General features: G+C 63.4%; 17 protein-coding genes and 1 tRNA gene. 9 read left to right on the forward strand and 9 right to left on the reverse strand.

The window, feature by feature from the left end; all coding sequences use genetic code 11:
* The first annotated feature begins 1 nt into the window (after nt 1).
* The 4 genes from QCL51_RS15715 to QCL51_RS15730 all read left to right on the forward strand — a co-directional run bounded on the left by QCL51_RS15715 (nt 2) and on the right by QCL51_RS15730 (nt 4773).
* The gene (locus tag QCL51_RS15715) at nt 2-1189 is read left to right on the forward strand and encodes an MFS transporter (RefSeq protein ID WP_181004836.1); all 1188 of its coding nucleotides are present in this window, start codon (nt 2-4) and stop codon (nt 1187-1189) included.
* A 251-nt stretch (nt 1190-1440) separates the two neighbouring features.
* Entirely contained in the window at nt 1441-2673 is a 1233-nt protein-coding gene (locus QCL51_RS15720; RefSeq protein ID WP_103462712.1) for an MFS transporter, read from the forward strand.
* Nucleotides 2674-2709: 36 nt separating this feature from the next.
* Nucleotides 2710-3483 (forward strand): helix-turn-helix transcriptional regulator, encoded by a 774-nt coding sequence (locus QCL51_RS15725; RefSeq protein WP_021782854.1) that lies wholly within the window; start codon nt 2710-2712, stop codon nt 3481-3483.
* 141 nt (nt 3484-3624) lie between these two features.
* A complete protein-coding gene (locus QCL51_RS15730) occupies nt 3625-4773 on the forward strand; it encodes a M14-type cytosolic carboxypeptidase (RefSeq protein ID WP_021782855.1) in 1149 nt (382 codons plus the stop codon).
* 90 nt (nt 4774-4863) lie between these two features.
* On the opposite strand, the gene QCL51_RS15735 is transcribed toward QCL51_RS15730, so the two are convergent.
* The 7 genes from QCL51_RS15735 to QCL51_RS15765 form a co-directional block, all read right to left on the reverse strand.
* Nucleotides 4864-5835, reverse strand: coding sequence for a spore coat U domain-containing protein (locus QCL51_RS15735; RefSeq protein WP_021782856.1), 972 nt, complete (start codon nt 5833-5835; stop codon nt 4864-4866).
* A complete protein-coding gene (locus QCL51_RS15740) occupies nt 5832-8129 on the reverse strand; it encodes a fimbria/pilus outer membrane usher protein (RefSeq protein ID WP_135192374.1) in 2298 nt (765 codons plus the stop codon). The genes QCL51_RS15735 and QCL51_RS15740 overlap by 4 nt, the downstream gene beginning before the upstream one ends.
* 108 nt (nt 8130-8237) lie before the next feature.
* Entirely contained in the window at nt 8238-9014 is a 777-nt protein-coding gene (locus tag QCL51_RS15745) for a molecular chaperone (protein ID WP_135192347.1), read from the reverse strand.
* A gap of 40 nt (nt 9015-9054) precedes the next feature.
* A complete protein-coding gene (locus tag QCL51_RS15750; RefSeq protein WP_338443698.1) occupies nt 9055-9558 on the reverse strand; it encodes a spore coat U domain-containing protein in 504 nt (167 codons plus the stop codon).
* A 3-nt stretch (nt 9559-9561) separates the two neighbouring features.
* Nucleotides 9562-10098, reverse strand: a complete 537-nt coding sequence (locus tag QCL51_RS15755) for a spore coat U domain-containing protein (protein ID WP_338443699.1) — start codon at nt 10096-10098, stop codon at nt 9562-9564.
* A gap of 18 nt (nt 10099-10116) precedes the next feature.
* The gene (locus tag QCL51_RS15760) at nt 10117-10653 is read right to left on the reverse strand and encodes a spore coat U domain-containing protein (protein ID WP_338443700.1); all 537 of its coding nucleotides are present in this window, start codon (nt 10651-10653) and stop codon (nt 10117-10119) included.
* A 30-nt stretch (nt 10654-10683) separates the two neighbouring features.
* Nucleotides 10684-11211 carry a spore coat U domain-containing protein gene (locus tag QCL51_RS15765; protein WP_135192343.1) on the reverse strand — a complete coding sequence of 176 codons (528 nt, stop codon included), beginning with the start codon at nt 11209-11211 and terminating at the stop codon, nt 10684-10686.
* A gap of 267 nt (nt 11212-11478) precedes the next feature.
* Here QCL51_RS15765 and QCL51_RS15770 point away from each other — a divergent pair, with 267 nt between their 5' ends.
* The 3 genes from QCL51_RS15770 to QCL51_RS15780 are packed head-to-tail and all read left to right on the forward strand — an operon-like array spanning nt 11479 to nt 16603.
* Nucleotides 11479-13725 (forward strand): ATP-binding protein, encoded by a 2247-nt coding sequence (locus tag QCL51_RS15770; RefSeq protein WP_021782863.1) that lies wholly within the window; start codon nt 11479-11481, stop codon nt 13723-13725.
* A 15-nt stretch (nt 13726-13740) separates the two neighbouring features.
* Nucleotides 13741-14202 (forward strand): response regulator, encoded by a 462-nt coding sequence (locus QCL51_RS15775; RefSeq protein ID WP_021782864.1) that lies wholly within the window; start codon nt 13741-13743, stop codon nt 14200-14202.
* Nucleotides 14203-14215: 13 nt separating this feature from the next.
* Nucleotides 14216-16603: a hybrid sensor histidine kinase/response regulator gene (locus tag QCL51_RS15780; RefSeq protein WP_021782865.1), complete on the forward strand. Its 2388-nt coding sequence runs from the start codon at nt 14216-14218 to the stop codon at nt 16601-16603.
* Nucleotides 16604-16719: 116 nt separating this feature from the next.
* Here the strand turns inward: QCL51_RS15780 and QCL51_RS15785 are convergent.
* Nucleotides 16720-16794, reverse strand: a tRNA-Gln gene (locus QCL51_RS15785).
* 260 nt (nt 16795-17054) lie between these two features.
* On the opposite strand from QCL51_RS15785, the gene QCL51_RS15790 reads away from it, so the two are divergent.
* Both QCL51_RS15790 and zapE read left to right on the forward strand, forming a co-directional pair.
* Nucleotides 17055-17297: a hypothetical protein gene (locus QCL51_RS15790; RefSeq protein WP_020193386.1), complete on the forward strand. Its 243-nt coding sequence runs from the start codon at nt 17055-17057 to the stop codon at nt 17295-17297.
* A 132-nt stretch (nt 17298-17429) separates the two neighbouring features.
* Nucleotides 17430-18500, forward strand: a complete 1071-nt coding sequence (gene zapE / locus QCL51_RS15795; RefSeq protein WP_021782866.1) for a cell division protein ZapE — start codon at nt 17430-17432, stop codon at nt 18498-18500.
* A 195-nt stretch (nt 18501-18695) separates the two neighbouring features.
* Here zapE and QCL51_RS15800 read toward each other — a convergent pair whose 3' ends face one another.
* On the reverse strand, nt 18696-20585 hold the full coding sequence (locus tag QCL51_RS15800; protein WP_103444078.1) for a propionyl-CoA synthetase: 1890 nt from the start codon (nt 20583-20585) through the stop codon (nt 18696-18698).
* Nucleotides 20586-20698 lie beyond the last annotated feature (113 nt).

Genomic DNA, 20698 nt, shown 5'->3' on the forward strand with positions numbered 1-20698 from the left:
GATGACTGCTCAAACAATGAGACCCGGCCGCGTGCTTTTCGCGTTGGCCATTGGCGCCTTTGGCATCGGTACTACTGAGTTCACCCCGATGGGGCTACTGCCGGTCATCGCCCAGGGCGTGGAGGTGAGTATCCCAAGCGCCGGCATGCTGATCACCGCCTATGCCATTGGCGTGATGGTCGGCGCACCGATCATGACCCTGCTGTTCAGCCGCTTTGGGAGGCGCGCTGCGCTGATGGCATTGATGGCCATCTTCACCCTTGGCAACCTGCTGTCGTCGCTGTCGCCGGACTACTACACCCTGCTCGCTTCGCGACTGGTCACCAGCCTCAACCATGGTGCGTTCTTCGGCCTGGGAGCCGTGGTGGCAGCCAGCGTGGTGCCCAAGGAGAAACAGGCCAGCGCCGTGGCCACCATGTTCATGGGCCTGACCATCGCCAACATCGGCGGCGTGCCGGCCGCCACCTGGATCGGCCAGCAGATCGGCTGGCGCATGGCATTTGCCGGCACCGCCGTACTCGGCCTGCTGGCCATGGCCGCGCTGTGGTACGCCCTGCCCAAGGGTGAACGCGGCAGCGTGCCGCATGTGCGCAAGGAACTGGCAGTCATTGCCCGCCCCAGCGTGCTGCTGGCAATGGCCACCACGGTGCTCGGTGCCGGTGCCATGTTCACCTTGTACACCTACGTGGCACCAGTGCTGGCCGAACTGACCGGTGCCTCGGACAGCTTCATAACCTTGGGGCTGGTCCTTATCGGGGTTGGCTTCACCCTTGGCAACAGCCTGGGGGGCCGCCTGGCGGACTGGTCGCTGGATGGCGCGGCGAAGATCTTCCTCGCCGTGCTGGCGCTGATCATGCTACTGATGCCCCTGGTACTGAGCAGCCACATCGGCGCCGCCATCGCCCTGCTGGTCTGGGGCATGTTCACCTTCGCCGTGGTACCGCCGCTGCAAATGCGCGTAATGACTGCCGCCATCGAGGCGCCGGGCCTGGCATCGTCGATCAACGTGGGTGCGTTCAACCTGGGTAACGCCGTGGGCGCGGCGCTGGGTGGTGCGGTTATCAGCCTGAACCTGGGCTACGCCGCCGTGCCAATGGCCGGGGGTGTGCTGGCGACTGCGGGGCTGTTGCTGGTATGGCTGGGCGGGCGCAGCAAGGTCGCCGGCAAGACCGCAGCCGATATGGCCTGATCGCATCACCTGCTGGAGCGGCCCATCGCGACACAAGGCCGTTCCTGCACACGGGCCGCGCCCGATACACCTCTGTCCTTCCTCACGCTGTAATGATGGAATGCCGGGCGCCTCCGTTCTCTTTTCAGGCTGCAGGCAAGGATGCCCGAAACGCGACATTGGCTGCCTGTTCGGCGTGAGACAGGCCACCTGGGCACTGGATAACCTGCTACGGCAATGCCTTGCTCCCTTGCCATAGAAGAACCTTGCCCATGACAACCTCCGCCGCCTCCATAGCCGCCGCCACGCCTGCCGACCAGCCTCAAGGCTTTGTCGTGCGCATCGTCGGTGCGGCTGCATTCGCCCACCTGCTCAATGACCTGATTCAAGCCGTACTGCCATCGATCTACCCCATGCTGAAAAGCGATTTCGCGCTGAGCTTTGCCCAGATAGGCTGGATCGCCTTGGTGTATCAGGTAACCGCTTCCCTGCTGCAACCTTGGGTCGGCATGTTCACCGACAAGCACCCGCAACCCTACCTGTTACCTGCCGGCATGCTGGTGACGCTGGTGGGTATCGCCCTGCTCGCCTTTGCTGGCAGCTATGAAATGCTGCTGGTGGCTGCCGCCGTGATCGGCGTGGGTTCGGCCACCTTTCACCCAGAGGCCTCACGGGTGGCCAGAATGGCCTCCGGCGGGCGCTTCGGCACCGCGCAGTCAACCTTCCAGGTCGGCGGCAATACCGGCTCGGCCCTCGGCCCGCTGCTCACCGCTGCCATCATCATTCCGCACGGGCAACCGGCCATTGCCTGGTTCATGCTGGCCGCTGCGCTGGCTGTTCTGGTGCTGCTGCGTGTGACGGGCTGGAGCGTGCGCCACGGCCAGGCCCAGCTCAAGAGCTTCGCGGGCCAACAGGCCCCTGGCCTGTCGCGGGGTGCCATGTGGCGCGCGGTGGTGGTGATCGCCGTGCTGATGTTCGCCAAGTTCGTCTACATCGCTTCGTTCACCAACTTCTTCACCTTCTACCTGATCGAGCATTTCGGCCTGAGTGTGCAGCACAGCCAGCTGTACCTGTTCGTGTTCCTCGCAGCCGTAGCGCTGGGCACTTTTGCCGGTGGCCCGGTGGGTGATCGCATCGGGCGCAAGGCCGTGATCTGGGTCTCGTTCCTCGGCGTGGCGCCCTTCGCCCTGGCCCTGCCCCATGCCAACCTCGCCTGGACAGCCGTACTGGCGGTGGCCATCGGCCTGGTAATGTCCTCGGCATTCGCTGCCCTGGTGGTGTATGCCCAAGAGGCGGTGCCAGGCCGGGTCGGCATGGTTTCGGGGGTGATGTTCGGGCTGATGTTCGGCATCAGCGGCGTGGGTGCAGCCGGCCTGGGCACACTGGCCGACCGGCATGGCATCGAATGGGTGTACCAGGCCATCGCGTTCCTGCCGCTGCTCGGGTTGGCCACCGCCTTGCTGCCGGCCACCCACTCGCGGGCCCGCCCAGGTCGTTGCTGCTAAAGTGGCGCTGCCAGGCTGCTCCGATATGAGGTCACGATGGTAAAGCCGCAGCGTGAATTGTTGGTGGAGGTCGATGAGTGGACCTGGGAAGTCGGTAGCCGTGCGACAGACTACCCAAGCGACTGGTTCATCGAGCCCCATAGCCATACCAAACATCAACTGATCTATGCCATCAAAGGCCTGATGATCGTCGAGTCCGGCAACGAATGCTGGACTGTGCCACCCAGCCGCGGCGTGTGGATGCCTTGCGGCCAGGTGCATGCCATTCGCTGTGTCGGCGACGTGAAGATGCGCAGTGTGTTCGTGCGCATCGACGCGGCAGCAGGCCTGCCCCTGCAGAGCAAGGCCATCAGCATCTCGCCGCTGCTCAGCGAGCTGATCAAGACCTCGGTGGGCTTCACCGCTCCGTTTGCCGAGGACTCGCGAGAAGCCCGGGTCATGCGCCTGATCCTCGACGAAATCTGCGTACTGCCGACGTTGCCGCTGAAGCTGTCGCAACCCAGCGACAAGCGACTGAGGGTGATCTGCACGGCGCTGCAAGAACAGCCCGAGGATAACGCCACCGTTGCCGACTGGGGCCTGCGACTGGGGGTGGACGAAAAGACCATCCAGCGGTTGTTCCGCAAGGAAACCGGTATGACCTTCGGCCAGTGGCGCCAGCAGGCGCGGCTGATGCAGGCACTGGAGCGGATAGCGCTGGGCGAGCGAATCATCGATGTGGCGGGGGCTTTGGGTTATGACAGCCCAAGTGCCTTCGCCAGCATGTTCAAGCGCCAGTTCGGTACCACGCCCAGCCAGTTCTTCAAATAACCTGAAGTCCACACATTTACCGGTCACCAGCTTGCTGCATAAGGGCGGCCGCTAACGGCTCGCCCTGCCTGATCTTGCACAGCATCCCCGCCAAGCCTTATACAGTACCCCTACAACAATGCCCGCAAAGGAGCCCGGCACATGACCGTGACGCTGTCCCCCCTGCAGATCGACTGCGATTTCGACTCCGGCAACATACAGGTACTGGATGCCAGCAACCCGGCCCAGGTACACCTGGCCATTCGCCCGGACACCCACAGCGGCCACTACCAGTGGTTCCACTTCAAGGTCAGCGGGCTGACACCGGGGCAGGTCCATCGCTTCAGCCTGGACAACGCTTCTGGCTCCTCGTACAAGAACGCGTGGAGCGGCTACAACGCGGTCGCCAGCTACGACCAGCAGCGCTGGTTCCGCGTGCCCAGCCAGTTCGACGGTGCGGCGCTATCGTTCGAGGTCACGGCTGAACAGGACCAGATCTGGTTCGCCTATTTCGAGCCCTACCCGCGAGCCCGCCACAACCAGCTGATCGAACGTGCCCGCCAACTCCCGGGGGTCGAGTTGCTGGCCTGCGGTCGCAGTATTCAGGGCCGCGATATCCCGCTGCTGCGGGCAGGTGACGGTGCCGAAGGCAAACGCAAGCTGTGGCTGATTGCCCAGCAGCACCCGGGCGAGCACATGGCCGAATGGTTCATGGAAGGCGTGATCGACCGCCTGCAGACCAACGACGCAGTGATCCAGCAATTACTGGCCAAGGCCGACCTTTACCTGATCCCCAACATGAACCCCGACGGCGCCTTCCTCGGCCACCTGCGCACCAACTTCAAGGGCAAGGACCTCAACCGCGCCTGGCAGGACGCCAGCGTCGAATTCAGCCCGGAAGTGTTCTTTGCACAGGCGCAGATGAAGCAGTACGGTGTGGATGCCTTCATCGACGTGCACGGCGACGAAGAGATCCCGCACGTGTTCACGGCCGCATGCGAGGGCAACCCGGGTTACACCCCTCGGTTGGCCAAGCTCGAAGAGCAGTTCCGTAGCACCTTGTGCAGCCTGACCCGCGACTTCCAGACGGTGCATGGCTATACCCGTGACGAACCCGGACAGGCGAACACGACGCTGGCCTGCAATGCGGTGGGCATGGCACATGACTGCCTGTCACTGACGCTGGAGATGCCGTTCAAGGACCATGACGACGCACCCGATGTCGTCACCGGGTGGTCGGGGGCGCGTTCGAAGGCACTGGCCGGAGCGGTACTGGAGACCCTGGCAAGCATGGTAGGCGATTTGCGCTGAACCTCGCCTTGCGCAGCCCCTGCAGGAGCAGCACGTCGCGACACACGGCGGCTCCTTCAGGGGGTATGAACCACCGGAAGGACGACAGGTTCAGAATTGCACATCCAGTATCACACTGTCGGTATAGGTCGCAGCCGGCGGTGTCGCCTGATCGGTATAGACCTTGGCGTTGTAGTTGAACACCTGGCTACCCGTGCCGGTACCCACGCCGGGGTTGATGTCGGCATCCGTACTGGAACGCCTGGCAGCCCCTGACGCCCCCCAGCGCACGGTCCCGGCACTTTTGAAAATGTCATAGGCCAGGTAGTTGTTGGCCGAAGACTTCATCCGCCGCCGCCCACCGGAAACGTTCTGCCCGTCATCCAGCCCTACCGTGTAGCTGCTGCCCTTGGTGCATGACACGTTTATGCCCTGGCTCACCGTGCCGAACCCCGCCACCACCGGCGCACTGGCGAAACTGATGTCAGGGGTGGTGATCTGGCAATCGTTGGTCACCGTCAGGCTCACGTTCAAGATCTGGCTACCCGAGCCGGTGTCACGCCCAAGGCATATCCCCAACGCGCCAATACCCGAACAATAATCCCAGCTCCAGGCCACGGTCAGGGCCTCCTGATACAACCCGGCCGCGACATTGCTGCCAATTTGGGTGCGCATGTAGATCGGCACCGCCTTGGGCGTGGTACCGCCGAGCAGCCCCAGCAAGTCGAGGATACCGTTGCGGGCGAAGTCGTAGGCCACACCCCGGGTAATCGGGTAGCGGGTGGTGTTGTCGGCATAGAGCGTGTAGGGAATGACATCGCCTGTCGGGCCGACCAGCCCACCCGAGGCGGGCGTGATCGTGGCGTAGAAGTGATCACCGCTGCTGAGCAAGGTCAGTAGTGAACCGGTGCACTGCAACCCGGAGTTCAGGCTGGAAGCCGTCTGTACGGTGTTGCGAACCTGCGTTGAATTAAGGCTGCCAAACGCTGCCGGCAACGTGGCCACCGACGAGCAAAGCGCCCAGGCCGAAGCGCTCGGCAACAGCAGCACGCTCGCCCCCAGGCCGCGCAACCAAGCCTTCATCGGCACACCAGCGGACCAATCAGAGGGATCGAGCCTTGTGCTTCAGGCAGATCGAACTCCACTTCGCAATTTCCACCCCCGTCAAGCGCTACCTGAAGGTGGTTATGCGACGACAGGTTCTCCAGGTACACCAACCCGTCCCACCCCACCACCGCCAGGGTGCCGCTCTCTGCGTGGGTGACACGGCTACCCAGTTTGAGCACCTGCTGGTTGCCATCCACCAATTCGACACTGGCCGCCATGACACGCTTGAGGGGGAATTCCAGCAAGTAGCCACTGCCCCGTCGCACCGCTACACGCTGCTCAACGTCCGGTGCGAGGACATCCGGTGGCAGGTTCATGGGGTCGATCTCGTACTTGCCCCGGTAGTAACCGCTGCTGTAAGGCACCAGCAAGTGCCCCTTGGCATCGGTGCGGCCGATCTCCTGGTTTTCATAACGCACCGGCACATCGGCGTAACCTGCGGTACTGACCACCACGAAGGCATCATCGATACGGTTGGCGGCGAACACGCCGGCATCCATCCACACCAGAGACCCACTGGCGTCGGCCCAGCGGGTCATGTCGCCGCTGCTGCCATACACACCGGCCTGCAATTGCACCGATTGCAGGCGCCAGGTGACGTCGGCCTGGCGATAGGCATCACGGTCGCTGCCTGCGGCATAGCCCAGGTTGTAACCGACGCCGACACCGGCTGGCACCGCACGGCTGTAGTTGACCCGTTGCAGGGTCTCGCCTTCATTGCTGCGCTCCATGCTCAGCGCCAGGGTGCCGTGCAGGTCGAACGGGATCACCAACTGCGCCTGCACCGCCCACTGGCTGTCACCCACTTCACGGTTGGCCGACAGGTACATACTGCTGCCGCCCCACAGCGGCTTGCTGTAGCTCAGGTTGATCAACCGCGTACGCGTCCCGTCACCGGCGCGCACGTCGAAGTAACCAGCGCCAATGCTGCCGTACTCGTTCAGGTTGAAGCTGAGAGTGACCTGTTCGCTGCTTTTGCTCAGCTGCATATCCGGGAAGCCCACCCGGCTCAGGTCGGCATAGTCGCCATGGCGTTGCAGGCGCTGGTAACTGAAGCCGATGCGCTGGCTGTTGTACTGGTAGCCAAGGGCGACCTGATGGCCCTTGTCGCCCTCGAACCGGCTTTGCGCCAAGGCAGCGTTGAGCACGCCGAAGTTGCCCACGCGCATGTTGCCACCCAGCCCACCCAGCACCAGCGATTCAGCCGATTCGGCGTGGGTTTCCAGGGTGAAGATGTCACTGAGCCCATAGCGCAGGCTACCTGAGGCGATACCCGGCCCATAGCTGAAATCGCGTACGCCGTAATCACGGCGCAGGCTGCCGGCGGCCACCGAGTAGTCCGACAGGCCCTTCTGCAGCAGGCTGCTGGTGACATAGAACGGCAAGGTAGTCGACACCTGCCGGCCAAGGGCATCAGTGGTGACCACCACCGCCTCCCCGGCGCCGTTGATGAACGGCACGTTGGTCAGGGTATACGGGCCTGGCTGCAGTTCAGTGGTACTGGACTTGAAACCGTTGATGAACAGGTCGAGCGACGTGGGCACCGCCGCTTCGCCGGCGAACGCAGGCAAGGGGTAAGTGACAAGATCCGGGCGCGCAGCGAAGTCGCGTGACAGCTGCACCCCACCCACTCGCACCGAGCTGCTCCAGGGCAAGGCGCCCGTCACGAAGTCACCGGCTTCGTAGGTCAGCAGGCGCTGCTCGTCGGTGAAGCGCCAGGTGGTGTCGTAACGCATGAAGCCTCGCCGCGTATCGTCCGCCTGTGCGCCATTGAAAGACTGGCGCCACTGGCCGGTACTGGAGAAGGTACCCCAGCTGTCGAACAGGCGCAGCTCGTTCCAGGCGGCCAGGTAGGTGCCACCTTCATCGGTGTCGTTGAGATACAGGTCGTAGTTGAACAGGGCGCCGAAACTGCTGCGCGCATCGCTGGCCGGGTAAAGGTTGCGATCACCCACTTGCTGTTCTGGCAACCAGGCTGGCGGCACCTGCAGCAGCAGGCGCTGGTTCTGACTGTCGTAGTCGGTGTGCAGCCCCGCGATGCTGTCCAGGGCCACCTCCCCCTGGGGGTTGCCCGGCAGCGAAACGCCGGCTGCACGCAATACGTCGCTGTCCAGGTACAACCGCCCGGCCCGCTGCTGCACCGGTATCAGGTCACCCCTGGGCATCTGGTTCACCACCAGGTCGAGGTAAAGGGTAGCCTCGGCGATGGCGGACATCTCCGTGGGCGGTGGGGGCAAGTCGTCGGCCAGCACCAGCGCGGAGCTGACCATGGCCAGCCCCAGGCACCAGCGGCACGTCGTCGCCGGGAGCCATTTCACACACGGTTTCCAACCATTGCCGGGTCCTCCCTGACGCCTGCCCTGCATTCGGTCGTTGGCTCATTGGTCTTGGCGGATGGCGTCCGCCGAGCGCTGACCATTGACCCTGCCCTTCAGCACGCTGCCACTGCCGGATGCCACGGGGGCCGGCCAGCGCATGCTTGCACCCGGCAGCACATAACCCAGTAAGCCTTCAGCCAGTGGCTTGCTTTGGCGGCCTTGCTGCACGACCACATCGGTCAGCCGCGCATGCACTGGGCCCGTGTTACGCAGTTCAATGTAGGGCTTGCCCTGCACCGTCACCGGGCGCCAACTGAGCTGCGGCTTGCCCACGCCCTCGGCATTGCGTTTGCCTTCAGGGTCGGCCTTGCCCCACAGCCCTTCGCCATAGACGAACAGCGGCACCGAATAGCGCATCTGCAAACGAATGGCCGCCGTAGCCCCAGGCTCGGCCTTGTCGACCGGGATGGCAGGCGGAATCTCGTCGATGATGATGCGGTAGGCCTGCTCCTGGCCGGCAGGTGAAGTGCCGGTGCGGGTCAGGCGGATCAGTTGCTTCTGCCCGGGTGCAATGTTGGCGACCGGCGGGCTGCCGATAATCTCGCGCTGCGCCTGGTACTGCTCCTGATAATCACCCTGGCGCCAGGCGAATACCCGCACCTGCAGGTTTGCCGGCGCAGTGCCACGGTTTTCCAGCCACAATGCACCTGCCTTCTGGTCGGCCTCCAGCACCGGGTCGATCGGCCAGATCAGCACCGAAGTGGCCGCCCAGGCCGGCAGGCTTGCCAGCGACAATAATCCAGTCAAACCACGCGTCCACTTCGCGCCTGCCCGCATGCAGCTCTCCTTAGACACTTGTCATGGGTGGCGCTGGCGTTTACCAGGTCACCGTCACTTGCACCACATCGGTGTAGGTCCCTGCCGGCTGCGTACCGGTCAGCTGGACCCGGCCGTACACCGGTAGCTTGATCGCTGTCGGGTCGGCATAGCTCACCGCCACGCTCTGGCCAATTCCCAAGGCCTGGGTATAGGTCGCGTCCCGGTACAACTGGTAGGCCAGCACTTGCGTGCCACTGGTGCGCTTCAGGTTGCGTGTACCACTGGCACTGTTTTGCCCGCCGTCCAGGCTCATGCTCATGGCCACGCCCGGCGTGCACTGGAACGTCACGGTAGAACCACCCAGCGATGTGCTGAGCAGCCCCGTGGACAGCGCCGACTGCGAGCCATAATCGAGCGTGCCGTAGCTGGTGACACCCCCCACCACCAGGCACCCGGCGACAACCTGCGCCGTCACCGTGAAGGTACTGGTGGTCACTGCCCCCAATGGCGCGGTCAATAGCATGCTTACGCCAGTCAGGCCACCTGCCAGCCAGCCGCGCATGGGTCAGAACGACAGCTCGACCGAGATCGTATCGCTGTAGACCCCTGCGGGCAGGCCCGCCTTGCCGACGGCCTTGCCGTAAAGGTTGACGGTCTGGGCGGCGCCGGTACTGGTCGGCAGGGTGATGGTGTCGTCGACCGCCAGCAACGTCGTACGCCCAGCGTCGGTATAGAGGTCATACGGCACATAGTTGCCAGAACCATCGGCGAGCGCACGGGAGCCACCACTAGACTGGCCGTCATGCAGGCCTGCCCGCACTTTGATCACAGGCACCGTACCTGCAGAGCACAGAACGCTCATGGCGCCCCCCCCGCCTCCCAGCACCTGGGCTTCGGCGGTGACAAACAAGGCATCATGGGTACCGAAGTCCAAGGCACCGAAGTCAAGCCCCGACGTGCCCGACGTGCCATTGACCTGGCACGCCGCAATCAGCGTCAGGGTCGAGCTGATACTCCCGGTCACCGTGGTGGCCGCTTGTGCCTGGGAAGCCAACGCCAGGCCCAGGCCTGCGAGGACACAGCATGAAAGGTTCGTGCGCATCGGAGTCTCCTTGCGTGTTTACCAGTCCAGGGTCACTCTGAGGGTGTCGCGGTAAAGCCCGGCCGGCAGCGCACGCGGTTGCGCCACTACCACACCGTAGATGGGAATCGGTACTTGCTGGCTGCTGCGAATGGTGAAGGCCCGCACCTGGCCGATGCCGTAGCGGCTATTGCCACCTGGGTCGACCGCCAGCTGATAAGGAATCAGTTCACGGCCGTTGCTCAGGCGGCGTATGCCATCGTCGCCATAGAGACCACCATTGATACGCACGTTGAAGGCCCGAACTTCAGGCGTGCAACTGATCTGCAGGCTGCCCTCTCCGCCCACTTCGTCCACCTGGCTGCGCAACGGTTGGTCCCAGTTCGGGCCGCGCTCGCCAAAGTCCATTACGCCTGGATCACCCAGCACGGCCGGTTGCGTCTCGTTGCTGCTGATTTGGCAAGACGCGTTGATCACCAACCGCGCCTGGATGAAACCGGTGGTGCTGCCATGCGCCACACCACCGGGGACCAGCAGCGGGCCGAGGGTGAGCAACAGGATCGAAGTGCGGTTCATGGCCTGGCGTCCTTGTGCATGGTGGCGTCCCTACCAGGTGACGGTGACTTTGAGCAGGTCGGCATAAACCCCTGCATCCGGCACCCAGGCCAGTTTGTCGATACGTGCGTACAACGGCAATTCAGCCGAACCGCTGCCCGGCACACGCGCCGACAGGGCTACCCCCACCGCCAGAGGCTCACGCCAGGCAGCATCACGGTACAAGCGATAAGGAATGGGCCGCGCCGTGCGGTCGTGGCTGGCCAGGTAGCGCAGCTCGCCGACGCCACCATGCTGGCCACCATCGACGCGCACCTGATAGGGCGTATCCGGGTTGCACTCAAGGCGCGGCGGGTGCTGGGTCAGCAGCACGCCGCTCAAGGGAGCGCCAGGGCCATCCAGGCGCGCCGTCGCACCCAGGTCGATTTGCCCCAGGGCCTGGGCTCCCGCATCGCGGGTCTGGGTGACCAGCATGCAGCCACGCTGCACCAGCACCCGCACTTCCACGAGAAAATCCGCAGCCACGGTACTGCCGCTGAACAACAGGCCGAACAGCGCGGCCAGCATGCGCTCCGTCACCTTGTTATCCTTATCGAGACGTCCTGAACTGAGCGTAGCAGTGAGGCGGCACAAGCGAAGTGGCATAAAGCCATTTTTTTGTATTAGCGACAAAGCGGTATCGTTGCCTCAAAAAAAGCCTGTGCTGCACAGAACCCATGGCCAACCCGTGCCTCCAATGGCCAGGAGCCGGTAAATGGGCCGGGATTCTGTTAGGGTGAATCGTACTCGTCCTGCGCCAGACACCTGTGCCGTACACGGACGGACATGACAGGAGCTTTTTCAATCATGACTGCAGACAACTCACTGGCAGACGCCATGGAGCGCTGTGCCCAGGAACCGATCCAGGTTCCGGGCAGCATCCAGCCTCACGGCTTTCTGCTGGTGCTGGATGCCACCGACCTGTGCGTACTGCAGGCCAGTGAAAATGTCGAGCACTGGTTGGGCTTGCCAGCCCGTGAACTGATCGGTTGCCACTTCTCCGACCTGGTTCACGATGGCTTTGACCTGCACGCACACCTCTCACGGCTTCCCGAAGATGAAGTCTTCCCATTCCACATTGGCGACGTGTGCTTGCGCCAGGGCGCACCCGTCAGTGCCCTGCTGCACTTGCTGGTCCACTGCCACGATCAGGTGCTGATTGCCGAGTTCGAACCACCCCGCCTGCCAGCAGACCTGGCCGGGCAAGGCGACTATTACCCGTTGGTCCGCAGCTTTGTCGCCAGTCTGCAACTGGCCAGCAGTATCGAAGACCTGCTGCAGCAAACGGTGTTGCAGCTCAAGCGCATCACCGGGTTTGGGCGCGTCAAGGCTTACCGTTTCGATGCCGAAGGCAACGGCCAGGTGCTGGCCGAGGTAGCCGACCCGGGCTACCCCAGCTACGCGGGCCTGTGCTTCCCGGCTGCGGACATCCCGCGCCAGGCGCGCGAGCTGTACCGGGTCAACCGTATCCGCGTGATCGAAGATGCCAACTATCAGCCCTCGCCACTGCTGCCTGCTACCAACCCACGCACCGGCAAGGCGCTGGACATGAGTTTCGCTGTACTGCGCAGCGTGTCGCCCGTGCACCTGCAGTACATGCGCAATATGGGCACGCTGGCCTCGATGTCACTGTCGATCGTGGTCGACGGCGAGCTCTGGGGGCTGATTTCCTGCCACCATCAGCAGCCACGCCCGGTGGACTTGCGCACCCGCACGGCCTGCGAACTGTTGGCCAGCGTGCTGTCGTTGCAGGTGGAGTCCCGCGAGTCCCACACCAGCACGCGCAAGCTGTTGGCGCTGCGCCAACACATCGTACGCATGATCTCGTCCATGGCCGACCACGACAGTGTCAGTGACGGCTTGCGCGACCTGCCCCACGTGCTGCTGGCCTTTGCCGACGCCCAGGGCGCGGCGGTGATCTCGGCCGAGCGCTGTGACCTGATCGGCCAGACTCCGCCTGAGGCACAGGTGACGGCGCTGGTGCACTGGCTCGGCCAACGTGACGAAGACAGCGTGTTCCACAGCGACAACCTGCGGCGCGACATCACTGAGCTACCCGAGCTGGCAAACCACGCTGGCGGGGTGCTGGCAGTGGCCATCTCGCAGATCCACTCGCACTACCTGCTGTGGTTCCGTCCCGAGCAGATACGCACGGTCAACTGGGCCGGCCAGCCGACCAAACAGGTCGGGCCACAGGGCACCCTCGACCCGCGGCACAGTTTTGAACGCTGGCAGGAAGAACTGCGCGGCTATTGTCAGGCGTGGGACCCACTGGTGATCGAGGGTGTGATGGAGCTGCGCACCGCTGTGCTGGGCATTGTCCTGCGCAAGGCCGAAGAACTGGCACAACTGGCTGGCGAGTTGCGCCGCTCCAACAAGGAGCTCGAAGCGTTTTCCTACAGTGTTTCCCACGACCTGCGCGCACCGCTCCGGCACATCGCCGGCTATACCGAACTGCTTGGCGAAATCGAAGGCGAGGGCCTGAGCGAACGCGGCAAGCGCTTTCTGCAGCATATCGGTGAGGCGGCGCATTTTGCCGGCAGCCTGGTCGACAACCTGCTCAACTTCTCGCAGATGGGCCGCTCGGCCTTGCGCCTGTCAGACGTCGACCTGAACGCCCTGGTCGAGGCCATTCGCAGCGAACTGGCCCCCGATTACGAAGGCCGCGCAATCGTTTGGGACATCGCCCCGCTGCCCAAGGTGATCGGCGACCCGGCATTCATCAACATGGCCTTGCACAACCTGATAGCCAATGCCATCAAGTACACCCGCGGCCGCGACCCTGCTCGCATCGGCATCAGTGCCGTACAGCACCCCGGCGAAACCGAGGTCTGCATCCGCGACAATGGCGTGGGCTTCGACATGGCCTACGCCAACAAGCTGTTCGGCGTCTTCCAGCGCCTGCACCGCATGGAAGATTTCGAAGGCACCGGCATTGGCCTGGCGAGCGTACGCCGCATCATCGAGCGCCATGACGGTCGAGTCTGGGCCACTGGCCAGATCGACCAGGGCGCCAGCTTCCACTTCACCCTACCCCGAAACACTGTTACCTGAGGCATCGCTACCATCATGCTCAAGCCCATTCTGCTGGTCGAAGACAACCCCCGAGACCTGGAGCTGACCCTGCTGGCCCTGGAGCGCAGCCAGTTGGCCAACGAGGTCATCGTGCTGCGTGACGGCGCCGATGCGCTCGACTACTTGCTGCGCCGCAACGTCTATGCCGAGCGCGATGACGGCAATCCTGCCGTGCTGTTACTCGACCTTAAACTGCCCAAGGTCGACGGCCTGGAGGTGCTCAAGGAAGTGCGCGCCACTGCCGAACTGCGCAGCATCCCCACCGTAATGCTGACCTCCTCGCGCGAAGAGCCCGACCTGTTGCGTGCCTACGAGCTGGGGGTAAACGCTTATGTGGTCAAACCCGTGGAATTCAAGGAATTCGTCGCCGCCATCTCCGACCTCGGGGTATTCTGGGCAGTGCTAAACGAACCGCCACCCGGCTCACTGCGACTGAACCGTCGCGGTAGCAACTGAGGCCGCCGCGACGATGCATCAAACGCCGTTGAAACTACTGATGGTCGAAGACAGCTCGATGGACGCCGAGCTGACCCTGATGCGCCTGGAGCGCAGCGGGCTGCATGTACAGTCGCAGCTGGTGTTCGACCATGCGGGTGTCGAACATGCCCTGCGCCAGGCCCACTACGACCTGATCTTGTGTGACTGCGTGCTACCAGGCTCGTCTGGTACCGAAGTGCTGGCCATCGCCCAACGCCTGGCACCCGATATTCCGTTCATATTCCTGTCCGGCATTTATGGCGAAGAGCACGCGGTGGAAATGATCCGCCTGGGCGCGACCGACTATGTGTTGAAGAAGAACCTGCCACTACTGCCCAAAGCCGTGCGCCGAGCCCTGAGCGAAGTGCAGGAACGCCAGCGCCGTCGCCGCGCCGAAGAGGCCTTGGCGGACGTCGAAGCACGTGCTCGCATTGCCATCGACGCCGCCGGCATGGGCACCTGGGACCTGCGCCCGCAAGAGGGCCTGTTGCTTTGGGATGACCGCTGCAAGACCTTGTTCGGCCTGCCCACCAGCACCGAAATGAGCCTTGAAGTGTTCTACGCCGGCATCTACCCCGACGACCTGCCACTGGTGCGCGAGGCGGTGGAACATGCCATGCGCCCGGAAAGCGACGGTCATTACCGCGTGGAGTTTCGGATCGCGCAACCCAATGGCCTGGAGCCCCGCTGGTTGCTGAGCAGCGGCCAGAGCCAGTTCGTCGGTGATCAGTGCGTTCGCTTCTCAGGCGTGCTGCAGGACATCCACACGCAACGCCAGGCTACCCAGGCGCTGCGTCAGCTGAACGAGATGCTCGGCGAGCGGGTCGAGCGCCGTACCCGCGAACGCGATCGTGCCTGGGAGCTGTCGCAAGATTTGCTGGCCGTGCTGAACAAAGACTTGACCCCGGTCGCGCTGAACCCCGCCTGGGAAGCCAGCCTGGGCTTCTCACGCGAACGCCTGAGCCAGTCCTCCTTGCTGCACCTGCTGCCGGAACACGACCAGGAACAGTTACTCACCGAACTGGCCGCCCTCTCCCATGGCCGCACCAGCGCACGCTTTGTCGGTCGCATTCTGCATGCCGGCGGCCAGCAACGCTGGCTGTCGTGGGTGGTGGTGCCGGAGGACACCCTGCTGTACGTGGTGGCACGCGACATCACCAGCGAGCGCGAAGCCGCCCTGGGCCTGGCAGATGCCAACGCCCGGCTGCGCGAACAGATCAACGAGCGCGAGCGTATCGAGGCCGCTCTGCAGCAGATGCAGCGGCTGGAAGCGGTCGGGCAGCTGACGGCTGGCGTGGCGCACGACTTCAATAACCTGCTGACGGTGATACTCACCGGTGCCAGCTTTCTGGAGCGCGATCTGGCCAAGGCCGACCTGGAAAAGGCCCGCACTCGCCTCACCCATATCCGCGAGGCGGGCGAGCGTGGCGCCAAGCTGACCTCGCAACTGCTGGCCTTCTCCCGCCGCCAGCGTCTGGAGCCGGTGCCGCTAAACCTCAATCGTACCCTGGCCGGCCTGGAAGAGCTGCTGCGCCGCACCCTGGGCGGCAACGTCTCGGTGCGCCTGGACCTTGACCTGGCCCTGTGGCAGGCACTGACCGACCCCACCCAGACCGAGATGATCATCCTCAACCTGGCGATCAATGCCCGCGATGCCATGCCCGACGGCGGCCAACTGACCCTGACAACGCGCAACACCCGTATCGACAAGCGCCCACAACGCCCGGAAGACCCGGACCCGGGCGAGTACGTGATGCTGAGTATCCGCGATACGGGGTGCGGCATGAGCGAAGACGTGCAGGCCAAGGTATTCGAGCCTTTCTTTACCACCAAGGACATCGGCAAAGGTTCGGGGCTGGGCCTGGCCCAGGTATTCGGCTTCGCCAAGCAGTCCGGTGGCGGCGTGCGCATCGACACCACACTCGGTCGCGGTACCGAAGTGGCGGTATACCTGCCAGCGGTAAAAGAGGAGATGGTGAACGAACCTGCAGCAGCAGTGCTCAGTCAGCCGATCAGCGAAAGCGGCCATAACCGCACGGTGCTATTGGTGGACGACGACCATCTGGTGCGCGACATGCTGGGTGATGTGTTACGCCAATACGGCTACCAGGTGCGCCAGGCGCACAGCGGCGAACAGGCATTGGCCTTGCTGGATGACGATATCGACCTGCTGCTGACTGATTTCGCCATGCCCGAGTTCAACGGTGCACAACTGGCGCTGGCGGCCCGCGAACGGTACCCCCACGTGCCGGTGGTGTTTCTTACCGGTTATGCGGAGCTGCAGGGGCTGGAACTGCCGGGCAGCCTGGTGATCCAGAAGCCGGTGCAGGCTGATGAACTGGCCAGGGCGCTGAACGAAATGCTGGGGATTGCCGGGTAACCTGGTACGGCACGAACCGCGCTCAGGAGGCGCGGTGGCGCGTAAAACTACACAAACGCGAAAACCCAGTGCTCATCTTTCCTGGCACTGGGTGAAATACGTTTGAATCTGAAAAATGGCAGGGGCGGCTGGATTCGAACCAACGCATGGCAGGATCAAAACCTGCTGCCTTACCGCTTGGCGACGCCCCTGTATCGGATGCAGCATTTGCTGCCCTGACAATTCCAAGTGAGTGACAACTGGGTTGTTGTCTTGGAATGCGCGGCACTTTAACAACAAACTTTCGGTCTGTGAACCCCCCTGATAAAAAAAATTGCCAAAAAAACAGCGAGTTAGTCATTTCGGCTCGGGTGCAGCGACCGTCCGTCGGTTTCCGCCTGCCTCGCTTCAACACAATCGCATTCCGCACTTCCAATCAGATAAGCCCATTGCATTGACCAAGGAGGACCCCATGCCTGTCTCTCACGACCTCTACCAGGACCTGCACTACCCGCGCGAAATCGTCCAGCAGCGCCGCCAGCAGGACAAGGCGCTGGACCGCCTGCTGGACGAGTACGTGGACATCGACAACCAGGTGCTGGCTGCCGAATCGATATCGGCCGGTAATTTCGTCGACGAAGACCTGCGCCACCTCAAGGAGCGTCGCCTGGCGGTGAAGTACATGATCGAGCGCCAACTGGAGCGCAAGGCATAGCCCGTACAGGTACAACAGGCGGTCAGACCTATCGCAAGAAGTGATGATTGCCCGGCACTTTCTCTATTAGTCAAAATGGCCGCCCTCGGGCAAGCTGCAGGCTGCCCCACCATCGCCCAAGGAGCGTTGCTTTTGTCTGCCTGGATCCCTACCCCCCTGCGCCAGCTTGGCCAACGCTTGCGCGGCACCGCCAATCAACAGAGCGAGCTGCTCGGCTGGTTCGAGGACAAGGCGCGCAGCCGCGGTTATCAGTTGAGTGACGGTCAGCGGCGGGTAATCCACTGCATGGCCGAACAACTGACGCAGCTTGAACAAGGCCAACCGCGCAGCCTGTACCTGTACGGCTCGGTCGGCCGTGGTAAAAGCTGGCTGCTCGATGGCTTTTTCCAGGCCGTGCCGATAGCCGCCAAGCTGCGCCTGCACTTTCATGACTTCTTTGCCCGCCTGCATCTGGGCATGCATCGCCACCGGGCGTTGGACGACGCGCTGGGCGCAACGCTGGACGAACTGGTGGGCGGCTGCCGGGTGCTGTGCTTCGACGAATTCCATGTGCATGACATAGGCGATGCCATGCTGCTCACCCGGCTGTTCAACGCCTTGTTCGCCCGTGGCGTGTACCTGCTGGTGACCTCTAACTATGCGCCCGAAGGGCTGTTGCCCAACCCGCTGTATCACGAGCGTTTTCTGCCGGTCATTCGCCTGATCAACAGCTCGATGCAAGTGCTCGAAGTCGGTGGCGACACTGATTTTCGCAGCTTGCCGGCCAACCGCGAGCATCAGCGTTTTACCCAGGGCCATTATGTCTGGCCGGGTGATGCGGCGCAGCGCCAGGCGCTGAACGTGCCGAACGAACACCCGGTGATGCTGGAAGTGAACAAGCGCCCGCTGCGGGCGCTGGCCGTCGATGGCCGACGGGTAGTGCTTGGTTTTGACGATCTGTGCGAGAAGGCCACCGCGGTCATCGACTACCTGGTGCTGGCCAGGGACTATGACGAGTGGGTCATCGATGGGCTGGATGACCTCTCGGAGTGTTCGCTGGCGGCTCAGCAGCGCTTCGTCAACCTGGTAGATGTGCTGTATGACCAGGATCGGCGGGTGGTTGTGATCGGTAAACGACCGCTGGAAGAGAGCCTGGGCGGCCCACTGGCCGACCTGATGCGTACCCGCAGCCGGTTGGGGCAACTGCACCAGATTGCCCCCTGAGCCTGCAGTGCCTGAGACGGCCCTTTCGCGGGTGAACCCGCTCCTACGAACCACCGATGCGTGTGTAGGAGCGGGTTTACCCGCGAATACGGTGGCAGCGCCAACGGTGAACGACCGGTGGAAACTGGCCAGCAGGCCCGGCCCCTTCGCGGGTGGAGGCGCTTCGCCCGCGAAAGGGCCATCGAGGTCAAACCATCAGCCCGCCCTGGGCAAATCCGCCAGCACCGCTTCGATCTCGCCCAGCACTGCCGGGTCATCCAAGGTCGAAGGCGGCACATAATCCTGCCCATCGGCAATCTTGCGCAGCACCGCCCGTAGAATCTTGCCGGAACGGGTCTTGGGCAGGCGCTTCACCAGCCGAACCCGGTTGAAACAGGCCAGCGGGCCGATTTCCTCGCGCACGCTGCCCACCAGCTCCACCAGCAACTGCGCCTCGGCAATGCCCTCGCCATCCTTGAGTACCACCAGCGCCAGCGGTACCTGGCCCTTGATCTCGTCATGCACGCCGATCACTGCGCACTCCGCGACCGCCGGGTGGCGGGCGACCAGGTCTTCCATTTCGCCGGTGGACAGGCGATGACCGGAAACGTTGATCACATCATCGGTGCGCCCCATGATGTAGACGAAGCCATCATCGTCCAGATAGCCGCCATCGCCCGTGTGGTAGTAACCCGGATACGTGCGCAGATAGGCCTGCAGGTAGCGCTCGTGATCCCCCCATAGTGTCTGACTGCAACCGGGTGGCAATGGCAGGGCAATCACGATCGACCCCTGATGGTTGGCCCCGAGCAAGTGGCCTTCGTCATCCAGCACGCGAACGTTGTAGCCAGGCACCGCCCGGTTGCTCGACCCTGGCTTCGCCGCGCTGCCCTCCAGCCCGACGCAAGGCGCGGTGACCGGCCAGCCGGTCTCGGTCTGCCACCAGTGATCGTGCACCGGCTTGCCACTCACCCGCTCCAGCCATTCATGGGTGCTGGAATCCAGCTTTTCCCCCGCCAGGAACAGTTGCCGCAGCGAGCTGAGGTCATGTTTGCGGATCAGTTCGCCCTCCGGGTCTTCCTTGCGGATGGCGCGCATGGCCGTCGGTGCACAGAACAGCGCGTTGACCTGATACTGCTCCACCACCCGCCAATAGGCCGAAGCATCCGGGGTGCGGATCGGCTTGCCTTCGTAGAACACCGTGGTACAGCCGCTCATCAACGGCCCATAGACGATCAGTGAATGGCCGACCACCCAACCGACGTCGGAAATGCCCCACCACACATCGCCGGCCTGCATGCCATAGATATGGCGCATGGCGTAACACAGCGCCACGGCATTGCCGCCGTTTTCCCGGACGATACCCTTGGGTTTCCCGGTGGTGCCCGACGTGTACATGATGTATAGCGGGTCGCCGGCATCCAGCTCCACAGGCGCCACCGGCTCGGCACCGGCCAAGGCCGCCTGCCAGTCCAGGTCGCGGCCTGGCAGCAGCTCAGCGTGCGCCTGCGGCCGCTGCAGCACCAGCACATTGCGCGGCTGGTGCCGGGCCAGTTGCAGGGCGCGGTCAACCAGCGGCTTGTATGCAATGACCCGGTCGAACTCCAGCCCACACGATGCCGTCAGCAACAAGGTTGGGCGGGCGTCATCGATGCGCAGGGCCAACTCGTTGGCCGCAAAGCCACCGAACACGACCGAATGCACCGCGCCGATCCGCGCGCAGGCCAGCATCGCCATGGCCGCTTGCGGCACCATGGGCATGTAGATGATCACCCCATCGCCCTTGTTCACCCCCAGCTGGCGCAGCAAGCCGGCCAGGCGTGCTACCTCATCACGTAACTGGTTGTAGGTGTAAGTCTGCTGCACGCCGGTCACTGGCGAATCGTAGATCAGCGCCAACTGCTCGCCCCGGCCCTGCTCGATCTGGTGATCGAGGGCCAGGTAACAACTGTTGAGGCGGCCATCAGCGAACCAGCGGTGGGTCCCGTCGGCGTTGTCTTGCAGGGTCAGGGCAGGCTTGCGGTGCCAGGCCAGGTGTGCGGCCTGTTCCGCCCAGAAAGCGGCAGGGTCGGAAATGGAATGGGCGTAGCTGTGCTGGTAGCTCATGTCGTCAGAAACCCGTTACTTGTTGTTATTGAAGGGCGAAACTTGAGTATGGACCGCTACACCCACCCTGCCATGGGACTAAAGTCACAACCGACCTGCAAATTTGCAGACAA

The sequence above is a fragment of the Pseudomonas sp. LTR0 genome (genome assembly GCF_036630035.1).
GTDB lineage: Bacteria > Pseudomonadota > Gammaproteobacteria > Pseudomonadales > Pseudomonadaceae > Aquipseudomonas > Aquipseudomonas putida_Y.

What these genes read in the sequence shown, in the direction of transcription:
- QCL51_RS15800 (WP_103444078.1), bottom strand. Translation starts at nt 20,585, where the DNA reads ATGAGCTACCAGCACAGCTACGCCCATTCCATTTCCGACCCTGCCGCT.
- QCL51_RS15770 (WP_021782863.1), top strand. Translation starts at nt 11,479, where the DNA reads ATGACTGCAGACAACTCACTGGCAGACGCCATGGAGCGCTGTGCCCAG.
- QCL51_RS15725 (WP_021782854.1), top strand. Translation starts at nt 2,710, where the DNA reads ATGGTAAAGCCGCAGCGTGAATTGTTGGTGGAGGTCGATGAGTGGACC.
- QCL51_RS15745 (WP_135192347.1), bottom strand. Translation starts at nt 9,014, where the DNA reads ATGCGGGCAGGCGCGAAGTGGACGCGTGGTTTGACTGGATTATTGTCG.
- QCL51_RS15735 (WP_021782856.1), bottom strand. Translation starts at nt 5,835, where the DNA reads ATGAAGGCTTGGTTGCGCGGCCTGGGGGCGAGCGTGCTGCTGTTGCCG.
- QCL51_RS15750 (WP_338443698.1), bottom strand. Translation starts at nt 9,558, where the DNA reads ATGCGCGGCTGGCTGGCAGGTGGCCTGACTGGCGTAAGCATGCTATTG.
- QCL51_RS15760 (WP_338443700.1), bottom strand. Translation starts at nt 10,653, where the DNA reads ATGAACCGCACTTCGATCCTGTTGCTCACCCTCGGCCCGCTGCTGGTC.
- QCL51_RS15715 (WP_181004836.1), top strand. Translation starts at nt 2, where the DNA reads ATGACTGCTCAAACAATGAGACCCGGCCGCGTGCTTTTCGCGTTGGCC.
- QCL51_RS15775 (WP_021782864.1), top strand. Translation starts at nt 13,741, where the DNA reads ATGCTCAAGCCCATTCTGCTGGTCGAAGACAACCCCCGAGACCTGGAG.
- QCL51_RS15720 (WP_103462712.1), top strand. Translation starts at nt 1,441, where the DNA reads ATGACAACCTCCGCCGCCTCCATAGCCGCCGCCACGCCTGCCGACCAG.
- QCL51_RS15730 (WP_021782855.1), top strand. Translation starts at nt 3,625, where the DNA reads ATGACCGTGACGCTGTCCCCCCTGCAGATCGACTGCGATTTCGACTCC.
- QCL51_RS15780 (WP_021782865.1), top strand. Translation starts at nt 14,216, where the DNA reads ATGCATCAAACGCCGTTGAAACTACTGATGGTCGAAGACAGCTCGATG.
- QCL51_RS15740 (WP_135192374.1), bottom strand. Translation starts at nt 8,129, where the DNA reads ATGGTCAGCTCCGCGCTGGTGCTGGCCGACGACTTGCCCCCACCGCCC.
- QCL51_RS15790 (WP_020193386.1), top strand. Translation starts at nt 17,055, where the DNA reads ATGCCTGTCTCTCACGACCTCTACCAGGACCTGCACTACCCGCGCGAA.
- QCL51_RS15755 (WP_338443699.1), bottom strand. Translation starts at nt 10,098, where the DNA reads ATGCGCACGAACCTTTCATGCTGTGTCCTCGCAGGCCTGGGCCTGGCG.